Below are 10,263 nucleotides of genomic sequence, written 5' to 3' on the forward strand. Positions count from 1 at the left end.
CCGACCTCGTCGTCGACGGAGTCGTCGGCATCGGCGGCAAGGGCCCCCTCCGCCCCCAGGCGGAGGACCTGCTCCGGGCCGCCGACGGCGCCCCGATCGTCGCCGTCGACCTCCCCAGCGGCGTCGACGCCGACACCGGCGAGGTGCCCGGCGCGGCGGTCCGCGCCGACGCGACTGTCACATTCGGCACGTACAAGCCGGGCCTGCTGATCGACCCCGCCCGCGAGTACGCGGGCGCGCTGCGGCTCGTCGACATCGGGCTCGGCCCGTGGCTGCCGGCCGAGCCGGACGTGGAGGCGCTGCAGCACGCGGACGTCGCGGCCCTGCTGCCGCGCCCGGCGGCGGAGAGCGACAAGTACCGGCGCGGCGTCGTCGGCGTGGTGGCCGGCTCGGCGCGCTACCCGGGCGCGGCCGTCCTGGCCGTGGCGGGCGCGCTGAGCGGCGGCGCGGGCGCCGTCCGGTACGTGGGCCCGGCAGCGGACGCGGTGATCGCCCGTTTCCCGGAGACGCTGGTGACGACCGGGCCGCCGTCGAAGGCGGGCCGCGTCCAGGCGTGGGTCGCCGGCCCGGGCCTCGGCGACGGCGCCGAGGCGCGCCGCGCGCTGGAGGACGTCCTGGAGTCCGACGTGCCCGTCCTCGTCGACGCGGACGGCCTGCGCCTGCTGGACGCCGGCGTGGTGCGGGCGCGCCGCGCCGAGACCCTGCTGACCCCGCACGCCGGCGAGGCCGCCGTACTGCTCGGGCTCGCCCGCGAGGAGGTCGAGGCGGCCCGTCTGCCGGCCGTCCGGGCGCTGGCCGAGCGCTACGGGGTGACGGCGCTGCTCAAGGGGTCCACGACGCTGATCGCGCACGAGGACCGCGCGGTGCGGGTCAACCCGACGGGCACGCCCTGGCTGGCCACCGCCGGCAGCGGCGACGTCCTGTCCGGCCTCGCGGGCTCCCTGCTGGCGGCGGGCCTGCCGGCCCGCGACGCGGCGTCGGTCGGCGCGTATCTGCACGGTCTCGCGGCCCGGGGTCTCGGGCCGGCGCCGCTGACGTCCGTGGCGGTGGCGGAGGAATTGCGGCGGGTCTGGCTCGACGTCACCGCTGGATGAGGAGCTCGCAGCCCTCCGGCAGCGCCTCGCGTCCCGTCACGGGCCCGTCGTGCCGGATGACGAGGCGCTCCAGCGGCAGCCCGGACAGGTGCACGAGGTCGATGGGCTCGCCCCCGGCCATCATGGGCGACACCTCGATCTGCAGATAGGTGAGCGCCGGGTACACGTCGGGGAGGCGGGCCAGCCCCTCCAGGCCCCACGCGTGGATCGCGGAGAGCACCGTCACGCCCGGCAGCGGCTCGGCCGGCCCCAGCAGCCGCAGGTCCTCGTTGCGGGTGCTGAGCCGGCTCAGCCGGGGCAGGGTGCCGAGCGGCAGCTCCGCGCGCGGCAGCCGCTCCGCGTCGAAGGCCACCGTCGACAGCCGCGCGTGCCCCTCCATCCCGGTCACCCACAGGGAGCCGGAGGCGCCCGTGCCGAGGACAAGGCCTTCGAGCCCGGGCCCGAGCTCCAGGTCGACGACGTCCTGCGGGCCGAGGACCCAGTCGAGCTCCAGCCACCGCAGCCCCGTCATGGCGCGGAGCGCCTCCAGGCCCTCGGGCTGCTCCCGCAGCCACAACCGCAGGTCGCGCAGCTCACCGGCGTCCAGCCCGCGCAGACCGGCGACGGCCGTGCACTCCGTGACGTGCAGCGAGCGCAGAGGCGGGGCGGCGGCGAGCAGCGCCAGGTCCACGGTCTCCGTACAGCCCCGGAAGGACAGCTGCCGCAGCACGGGCGTCACCAGGTCCGTCAGATCCCCGGCGCAGAAGTCGCCCCGGCACCAGACCTCCGGCCGGCCGCCGAGCCGCCTCAGCTCGGCGAGATGGGCCGGGGTCTTGGCGACGAAGCCGAGCCCGTCCTCGTACGGCATGCGGGCGATCACCGCGTCGGCGTAGTGGCGGGTGTCGAAGCGGTCCCAGGCCCAGGCGAGCTGGGACCGGACCTCCAGCGCGGGATGGGTGGCGTAGCGGGCCAGGAGGGGGATGGCGCGGTCGTCGCCGACGAGGGTGGCGGTGGTGGCGACGGCGCGCGCGACCTCGTCGGGCAGCCCGTCGGGGCCGGGCAGCAGGTCGAGGACGATCTGGCCGGCCTCGGCCAGCGCCTTCGCGGACTCCAGGTCGCGCGGGGGCACCAGCTCCGCGGCCGCCTTCTCGACGCGGCGCCGCACGTCGGGATCGACCTCGGTGGCCTGCTCCAGGCAGGCGGCGGCGAGCAGGTGCAGCCGGTAACGGTTCGGCTCCTCGCGCTCGCCGCGCTCCAGCAGCATGCGCAGCAGCTCGGCGCGGGCACGCGGCGGTGCGTGGCCGACGGCCATGCGCAGCACGTCCTCCCACTGGTCGTCGTGGGCGTTGTTGACGAGGAGGTCGAAGTCCCAGTCGTCGACGGCCGCCTGGGCGCCGAGGTAGTCCTGGAAGGTGCGGTGGATGAAGTCCAGCGTCTCGCTGGTCGGCCGGCGCAGCAGCCCGCTGCGGACGACCAGGTGCCGCAGGATGTCCTCCGCGCTGCCGCGCGCCGCCACGGCCGGCATGGCGGGCAGGGCGCGTTCGAGGATCTCGATGGCCTTGTGCCACTCGATCTCCGAACGGCCGTTGCGGATCAGCCAGTAGGCGATCTTCTGGAGGAGGGCCGTCTGCGCCTGCTCCAGCTCGGGCCCCTCCAGACCGACGACGATCTCGCGCTCGCGGTCGCGCCGGATGAGCAGCAGTTCGAGCGCCGCCCGGTACAACTCCATGCGGCCGTGCGGCAGATAGCCGCGCCGCGAGCGGTTGAGCGCGCAGACCATGGCGCACATCAGGGGGTTGGTGGCCAGCCGCCCGAGGTCGCGCTTGGCGACGACGGCGGCGGAGAGGGAGTCGCGCATGGCGTGCAGCCGCTCGTCCGGCTCGCCTCCGGCCGCGGCGGTGTGCCAGCGGTCGATGAAGGCCAGGACGTCGCCCCGGCTCATCGGCAGCAGCTCCAGCTCGGTGAAACCGGCGTCCGCCAGCCAGCCCTCGCGGACGGCGGAGGGGCGGGTGGTGACGACGTAGCGGGCGTCGGGGTAGGCGGCCAGCAGGTCCTTGACCCAGCCGAGGGTGCGGCGGCGGTCCGCCTCGGGGACCTCGTCGACACCGTCGATCAGCAGCAGCGCCGTGCCCTCGGTCAGCCGGCGGGTTGCCCAGCCCTGGGCGGCGGGCAGCCCGGCCAGCGGGGCCGCCGCCGCGGCCAGGAACTCCTCCGGACTCGGCAGCTCACCCCTGCGGATGAGCGTGCGCAGCGGCAGGAACAGCGGCATGCAGCCGCTCAAATGGACCAGCCCCGGCGGGAGTTCGCCGCGGGCCGTGATAGTGGCGAGCCATTGCAGGAGCGTGGTCTTGCCGGAGCCGGCGGCGCCCCGCAGCAGCACCCGCCGGTGCCCGGCCAGCGCCTCCTCGGCCCGCTTGGGCGAACCGGCGCGATGCCCGTCCTCACCCCGGGAGAGGCCGAACTTCCGCTCCCCCGCGCCGGAACCGCTGGTGAGCTCCAGGCTGAGATAGGCGGCGTCCAGCGGCCAGGTCTCGCCCTCGCCGTCGGTGAGCGTCAGACCGATGATCGTCAGCTCGCCGGCCTTGCCGACGATGTAGTCCCGCAGCCGGCGCTCGAACGCCTCGACCTCCAGCTGCCGGGGCGAGGCCAGCGAACGCGACTCCGGCTTGTGCCCGGCCAGCAGGCACTCGCGCAGGAACCCGAAGTCCGACCAGAGCGTCTCCGCCGGGGTCACCGTCAGCCGGCCGTGCCGCCAGCCGCTCGGGTCGGCACAGACGACTCCCGCCAGTAACCCGTCCACGAAGACGGCCGCCCCCGACATCCCGGCCCACGGCGAGCCGCCGTCGGGCGGCGGCTCGGGCGCGCCGAACTCGCTGTCGAGGACGTGCCGTCCGCCGAGCAGATTGCTGCCCGGCTTGAACGTGCCGACCACCTGCTCGGTGTCGAGCTCCCCGCCGGTGTCCCGCTGGACGTGCGGATAGCCGATCGCCTGGGCGCCGGGCCACGTCCGCAGGTCGTACGCCCGCCCCCACGTCAGCGGCTCGAACGCGGCGGCGGCGTCCTCGGACACGAGGTCCCGCTCGGCGAGCAGCAGGGCGACGTCGCACCGCCGGCTGTCGTCCCGCTCCCACACGACACGGCACCGCACCCTGCCGACCCCGCCCGGCACTATCGCGCGCGGCGCCTCACAGTCACCGATGACGTGTGCGGCGGTCAGGACGAGGTTCGGCGTGAGCAGATACCCGCTTCCCTGGCTGCGCCCGAAAACCGCTGCGATACGTTCCTTGGCCGGGTGCACGACGTGGCCCCCTCCGACAGTCCGATGGCCCGTCAGACGATAGCGCTCGCCGCTCCGGGTCACGGTCCATGGTGGCCGAGCACCGCGGCGCCGCAAAGGGGCCGCGGGGCACGGCCCCGCGGCCGGGAGCCGTTTCGTGCTCAGTCCGCCCGCAGGGCGGACCGCAAGGCGGTCAGGAGCCAGTCGACCGCCGGGCCCATGTCCGGCTGGGGCCAGCCGTTGATGGTGGAGACGAGGCGCCAGTACCGCTCGTAGCGCGAGTCCCTGCCGATCTCCAGGCGGTCCTCCAGCCACGCCCGGAAGTCCGGTCCGTCCTCGCGCCCGGCAAGGGCCGCGCACTGCCGCGCCAGTTCGTCGACGACCGGGCGCGCCGCCTCGGAGTCCGGGGCGATGCTGGCCTCGCGCGCCCCGGCGGTCCGCTGCCGGATCAGCTCCGCGAGCCGTTCGGTCTCCGACGGCTCGGGCCGGTTCACCTCCTTCAGGGCCGCCATCTGGTCGATGGCGGCCCTCCGCATGCCGGCGCGGAAGTCGTCGTCCTGGACGAGCTCGCCGAGCTCCACCCAGGCGTCGATCTGCTCCGTCGTCGGGTCGTCCGGCAGCACCGGCATCGCGGCGCGCATCGTCGCCAGGAAGCCGGGGTCGACGTCGAGGCCCTCGAAGGCGCTGTCGATGAAGTCGTGGACCAGGCGGCGGCGTTCCCGGTCCGAAAGGCTGATCAGCTTGTGCATGAGTTCCATCTCCTCGGGTGTGGACCCGCGTCCCGCCACCGCTCGCAGGACGGCCTGGCGCAGCCGCAACGTGCGGATCTGTGTCTCCAGCGCCTCGGCGTGCACCGCGGCGACCTCGGCGACGGTGACCTCGCGCTCCAGCACCCGCCGGACCACACCGAGGCCGACCCCGAGGTCGCGCAGCGTACGGACGAGGCCGAGCCGGGCCAGGGCGTCCTGCCCGTAGAGCCGGTAGCCCGCGGGCGTACGGTCGGCCGGCGGCACCACGCCCTCGTCGGACCAGAACCGGATCGTCTTGACCGGCAGACCGGTCAGCCGGGCCAGCTCGCCGATGGAGAGGAGAGCGGTGTCGTCGTCCATGTCCGCCACCTTCACGTCTCCCGTCGCTGGAGAGTCAAAGGGCCGCGCTCAGAGCTCGTCCCCGTCGTGCTGGCCGACCCAGACGCCGTCCTGGCAGACGCGGCCCTCGGGATCGGTGTCGCCCTCGGCGTAGTCGCCGTGGCCGGTGGTCTCACCGTTCGGGCCGGTAGCGTAACTGCTGTAGTAGTACCGGCAACCGGCTCCCGCCTGCGCCGCCGGCGCGACGGACAGGGCGGCGCCCAAGGCGCATGCCGCGACCAGCGCGGCGCGTACGAACTTCTGCAACGGATCGCCTTCCACATCCAAGGGGCGCGTCCTCACGCGCCCCGGCCGCACCACTGTGGCGCGCCGGGCGTGCGCCGCCGGCGTGGCCGCGCCGCAAACCGCCCGGACGCGTGGTCCGAGGGGCCCGTGGTGGTACTGGCACCACCCCCGGTACGGAATTCCCCGTCATGGTCGCCCCCCTGGCCCGGCGCATAGCCTTCACTCGAATCGCTCTTCGAGATTGGTGGAACTCCCATGCGCACGCGCCTCCGTCTGCTCACCGCCGTCCTGACGGCCGGCATCGCCATCGGCGGGCTCAGCGCGTGCGGCGGCTTGTTCCGGGAGCACTTCAAGGACGACACCACCGTGTCCCAGAAGATCACCTCGGTGCGGCTGGACACCGGCTCCGGCGCGGTCACCCTCCGCGGCGGGACCGGCGCGGGCACGGTGACCGTGCACCGCTACGTGGAATACGGCGGGGACCGCCCGGAGGGCGCCACGCACCGCGTCGAGAACGGCGTCCTGGTGCTCAGCGGCTGCGGTGCGGACTGCTCGGTCGGCTACACCGTCGATCTGCCGGCCGGCATCCCCGTGACCGGCGCGACCTCGAGCGGCGCGGTCACGCTCTCGGGCACGGGCGCGGTGAAGGTGACCACCGGCTCCGGGGCCATCGACCTCGACGGCATCCGGGGGCCGGTCGACGTCCGGGCCGGCAGCGGTGCGATCACCGGCCACGGGCTGGGGGCCGGCCCGGTCGCGGCCAGGACCGGCAGCGGGGCCGTCGACCTCACCGTCTCCTCGCCCCAGGACGTCCGGGCGGAAGCCGGCAGCGGCGCCGTCACCCTGATCGTCCCGGAGGCGAAGTACCGGCTGACCGCGAAGACCGACAACGGCGGCAAGGACATCGCCGTCGACAACGACTCCTCCGGAACGCACCGCATCGACGTGTCCACCGGCAGCGGCGCGATCACCGTCCGGCACGCCTGAGGCTCCACCCTCGCGCAGCTCGAACCAGACCTTCTTGCCGACGATTCCAGTCCGCAGCAGCACGGTGCCCCGACCGACCGACGGCGGACCGGGGAACCTCCCCGGTTCCAGGGGCCGTTCACGTCGTGCGCGCCGCACGATCGGATGAAGCACCCGCCGGTCGCATGCCGGCTCCATGCGGCCGGCCCGACCATGGACCCGTGATCCCACGCCGCCGCACCTTCACCGCATGCCTGGCCTGCGCCGCAGGCGCCTGGCTCGGCGCTGCGACCCCCGCCGCCGCCGACGCCGGACTGCTGCCCGTGATCGGGCAGACGGCCAGCGACACGGCGAACACCCTCGGCTCGGCGCCGGCCGCCCCGCGGCTGAACCGCGTCGCGAGCGCCGCGGCCGGCGCCGTCACCCACCTGACCGGCAGCGTCGGCCCATAGGACCGCACGCGGGCGCCCGGTGGAAATGACCGTTTAGGCCGTGCCGCAGGGGGATACACAGAGCCCACACGCAGACTTGAAGTGGAGTGGCTCATGAGCCCCAGCGGCACCGGCAACCCCTTCGATGCTTTCAAGGACGGCGTCGGCAGGATCCGGGAAACGGCCTTCGACGCCACCGGCGGCAAACGGGACTCCGCGACCGGCAAGGCCGAGCGCGGGACCGACGTGCTGGGCCCCCTGGGAGACACGGCCTATGCGCTCACCGGCGGGGATTTCGACCGGGGACAGCAGGACAGACGCAAGGAACTGACCGGAACCATCGTTCTGGTGAACGAAACCACCGGTCAGTGGCTGTCCAGCGGCAAGGAGCTGGTGACCGGCACGGTGGAGGGAGGCCAGAAGCGGAACTACGCCCCCATGCGAGGGGGACGGCGGCCCGATCGCCCGGAGATCCTCGACGACTGGGAAGCGCTGAGGAAAGCCGACCCTGAGCGGCGAGCGAGGCTTCAGGCCCTGGAAAAACAGTCCAAGGCGGAGTACAAGGCCGAGCTCGAACGGACACGACGCGAACTCGACGACAAGCTCTACGCCCTGTACCGGGAGCTCATGGCGCTCCCCGCCGAGGAACGCCGGCGACAGCTTGAGCAGCCTGACGAGCACTTCAAGCCCCTGCTGAAGCGTCGCAACACAAGCAAGATTCTGCCGGCGCTGAAGAGGTACGAAAACCCGCCGAAGCCGGGCCCGGACGCACACTGGCGGGTTACCCCGGGCGGGGATGCCGTCACCCTCACCCACGTCGTCAGCGGCGAATTCCTCACCCTTGACCCTGCGGTGCAAACCGTCACCACCAGCGACAGGACCATCGCCGCCACTCCGGCGATCACCTGTACCGGTGACGCCGATGACGCCTGTCGCTGGATCGTCGTACGGGACGGAGACGACATTCTGCTCAAGAACAAGAAGACCCGCGGTTGGCTGTTCCAGCCAGTGGGCTGGCAGGCTGCCCACGTCACCACGGAGACGAGCGAGGACGTGCAGAGTGCGAGGCGCGACCGCACACTGCGCTGGATCATCACGGAGCCCTGACCCCGAACGAAGACGTGCGGCGGGCTCCCGCGCCCGGCGGGAGCCACGCCGCTCAGCCCTCCGCGATCACCACCGCCGAGGCCACGCCCGCGTCATGGCTCAGCGACACGTGCCACGACCTGACCCCGAGCGCCTCGGCGCGGGCCGCGACCGTGCCCGTCACCACCAGCCGCGGGCGGCCGTCGGCCTCGGTGGTGATCTCGGCGTCCGTCCAGAGCAGGCCCGGTGGCGCGCCCAGGGCCTTGGCCAGGGCCTCCTTCGCCGCGAAGCGGGCGGCCAGGGAGGCCGTGCCGCGCCGTTCGCCGCTGGGGAGGTAGAGCTCGCGGGAGACGAACAGCCGGTCCGCCATGTTGGGCGTGCGCTGGAGCGCCGCGCCGAAGCGCTCGATCTCGGCCACGTCGATGCCGATGCCGACGATCATTCGACGGTCACCGACTTCGCGAGGTTGCGCGGCTGGTCGACCTCGTTGCCCCGGGCCGTGGCGAGCTCGCAGGCGAAGACCTGGAGCGGGACGGTCGCGACCAGCGGCTGGAGGAGCACCGGGGTCGGGGGGATCTCGATGAGGTGGTCCGCGTACGGGCGGACGGCCTCGTCGCCGCGCTCGGCGATGACGATCGTCCGGGCGCCGCGCGCGCGGATCTCCTGGATATTGGAGACGATCTTGTCGTGGAGCACCGAACGGCCGCGCGGGGAGGGGACGACCACGACGACCGGGAGGTCGTTGTCGATCAGGGCGATCGGGCCGTGCTTGAGCTCGCCGGCCGCGAAGCCCTCCGCGTGCATATAGGCCAGTTCCTTGAGCTTCAGGGCACCCTCCAGGGCGACCGGGAAGCCGACGTGCCGGCCGAGGAAGAGCACGGTGTTCTTGCGGGCCAGGGACCGCGCGAGCTCGCGGACCGGCTCCATGGTCTCCAGGACCTCGTCGACCTGGGTCGCGATCTCGGACAGCTCCCGGATGACGGAACGGATCTCGTCGCCCCACTTGGTGCCGCGCACCTGCCCCAGGTAGAGCGCCACGAGGTAGCAGGCGACGAGCTGGGTCAGGAACGCCTTGGTCGAGGCGACGGCGACCTCCGGACCGGCGTGGGTGTAGAGCACGGCGTCGGACTCGCGCGGGATCGTCGACCCGTTGGTGTTGCAGATGGCGAGCACCTTCGCGCCCTGCTCACGGGCGTGCCGCAGGGCCATGAGCGTGTCCATGGTCTCGCCGGACTGCGAGATGGCGATGACGAGCGTGCGCTGGCCGAGGATCGGGTCGCGGTAGCGGAACTCGCTGGCCAGCTCGGTCTCGCAGGGGATGCGGGTCCAGTGCTCGATCGCGTACTTGGCGATCAGCCCCGCGTGGTACGCCGTGCCGCAGGCGACGATGACGACCTTGTCGACCTCGCGGAGCACGGACGCGGGGATGCGGACCTCGTCGAGGGTGAGGGAGCCGGACGCGTCGATGCGGCCCAGCAGCGTGTCCGCGACCGCCTTCGGCTGCTCGGCGATCTCCTTGAGCATGAAGTAGTCGTAGCCGCCCTTCTCGGCGCCGAGGAGGTCGAACAGGCCCTGAAGGCCCACCCGGCGGTGTACGACGCGCTGGTCGCGGGGGTGCCGGACGCCCGCTGGGGCGAGCGGGTGACGGCGGTGGTACAGCCGCGCGAGGGCGCACAGGTGCCGACGCTGGACGAACTGCAAGGGCACTGCCGGGCGCGGCTGGCGGGCTACAAGGTCCCACGCCGCCTGGTGCTGACGGAGCGCATCCAGCGCTCGCCGAGCGGCAAGGCGGACTACCGCTGGGCGCGGGCGGTGGCGGCGGGGGGAGCCGGCCAGGAGGGCACGGCCCGCCCTTGACGCGGGATCCGCCGGCCTGCTTACGTGGCGCCACGAACGAGGCGACCGAATGATCGGTCGGCGCGCGGGAACGGGGGAACACCATGACGGAGCCGGGCACGCCGCTCGACGCAGCCGAACGCATGTCGCGGGCGGAGCTCGAAGCGCTCCAGCTGGAGCGGCTGCGCGAGACGCTGCGGCACGCCTATAGCCGTGTGCCG

8 protein-coding genes and 2 pseudogenes are annotated in these 10,263 nt (G+C 73.5%); 5 read left to right on the forward strand and 5 right to left on the reverse strand.

Features of this window, described 5'->3' with window-relative positions; all coding sequences use genetic code 11:
• The coding region (locus AB0K09_RS23005; RefSeq protein ID WP_366067258.1) for an NAD(P)H-hydrate dehydratase at window positions 1-1,094 on the forward strand (1,094 nt) is incomplete at its 5' end.
• Here AB0K09_RS23005 and AB0K09_RS23010 read toward each other — a convergent pair.
• The 3 genes from AB0K09_RS23010 to AB0K09_RS23020 all read right to left on the reverse strand — a co-directional run bounded on the left by AB0K09_RS23010 (window position 1,081) and on the right by AB0K09_RS23020 (window position 5,765).
• Window positions 1,081-4,371, reverse strand: a complete 3,291-nt coding sequence (locus tag AB0K09_RS23010; protein ID WP_366067259.1) for an NACHT domain-containing protein — start codon at window positions 4,369-4,371, stop codon at window positions 1,081-1,083. The two genes, AB0K09_RS23005 and AB0K09_RS23010, sit on opposite strands and share 14 nt — an antisense overlap.
• 140 nt (window positions 4,372-4,511) lie before the next feature.
• On the reverse strand, window positions 4,512-5,459 hold the full coding sequence (locus AB0K09_RS23015) for a MerR family transcriptional regulator (protein ID WP_366067260.1): 948 nt from the start codon (window positions 5,457-5,459) through the stop codon (window positions 4,512-4,514).
• Window positions 5,460-5,507: 48 nt separating this feature from the next.
• Entirely contained in the window at window positions 5,508-5,765 is a 258-nt protein-coding gene (locus tag AB0K09_RS23020) for a hypothetical protein (RefSeq protein WP_366067261.1), read from the reverse strand.
• 213 nt (window positions 5,766-5,978) lie between these two features.
• Here AB0K09_RS23020 and AB0K09_RS23025 point away from each other — a divergent pair, with 213 nt between their 5' ends.
• From AB0K09_RS23025 to AB0K09_RS23035, 3 genes are all read left to right on the forward strand, one after another.
• On the forward strand, window positions 5,979-6,710 hold the full coding sequence (locus tag AB0K09_RS23025; RefSeq protein WP_366067262.1) for a DUF4097 family beta strand repeat-containing protein: 732 nt from the start codon (window positions 5,979-5,981) through the stop codon (window positions 6,708-6,710).
• Between the two features lie 200 nt (window positions 6,711-6,910).
• Window positions 6,911-7,141 (forward strand): hypothetical protein, encoded by a 231-nt coding sequence (locus tag AB0K09_RS23030; RefSeq protein WP_366067263.1) that lies wholly within the window; start codon window positions 6,911-6,913, stop codon window positions 7,139-7,141.
• Between the two features lie 93 nt (window positions 7,142-7,234).
• Complete coding sequence (locus AB0K09_RS23035; RefSeq protein ID WP_366067264.1) at window positions 7,235-8,227, forward strand: hypothetical protein; 993 nt, start codon at window positions 7,235-7,237, stop codon at window positions 8,225-8,227.
• Between the two features lie 52 nt (window positions 8,228-8,279).
• On the opposite strand, the gene AB0K09_RS23040 is transcribed toward AB0K09_RS23035, so the two are convergent.
• Entirely contained in the window at window positions 8,280-8,648 is a 369-nt protein-coding gene (locus AB0K09_RS23040; protein WP_366067265.1) for a holo-ACP synthase, read from the reverse strand.
• Window positions 8,645-9,757, reverse strand: a pseudogene (gene glmS / locus AB0K09_RS23045) (glutamine--fructose-6-phosphate transaminase (isomerizing)); the annotation flags it as partial. The gene AB0K09_RS23040 and the pseudogene glmS, both read right to left, overlap by 4 nt.
• Between glmS and AB0K09_RS23050 the strand changes: the two are divergent.
• A pseudogene (locus AB0K09_RS23050) lies at window positions 9,683-10,063 on the forward strand (acyl-CoA synthetase); the annotation flags it as partial. The pseudogenes glmS and AB0K09_RS23050 sit on opposite strands and share 75 nt — an antisense overlap.
• Window positions 10,064-10,263 lie beyond the last annotated feature (200 nt).

Source organism: Streptomyces sp. NPDC049577, from assembly GCF_040675635.1.
Lineage (GTDB): Bacteria > Actinomycetota > Actinomycetes > Streptomycetales > Streptomycetaceae > Streptomyces.

Bases quoted from the DNA above. Each gene is read 5' to 3' on its own strand.
- AB0K09_RS23025 (WP_366067262.1), top strand. From the start codon at position 5,979: ATGCGCACGCGCCTCCGTCTGCTCACCGCCGTCCTGACGGCCGGCATC.
- AB0K09_RS23035 (WP_366067264.1), top strand. From the start codon at position 7,235: ATGAGCCCCAGCGGCACCGGCAACCCCTTCGATGCTTTCAAGGACGGC.
- AB0K09_RS23040 (WP_366067265.1), bottom strand. From the start codon at position 8,648: ATGATCGTCGGCATCGGCATCGACGTGGCCGAGATCGAGCGCTTCGGC.
- AB0K09_RS23015 (WP_366067260.1), bottom strand. From the start codon at position 5,459: ATGGACGACGACACCGCTCTCCTCTCCATCGGCGAGCTGGCCCGGCTG.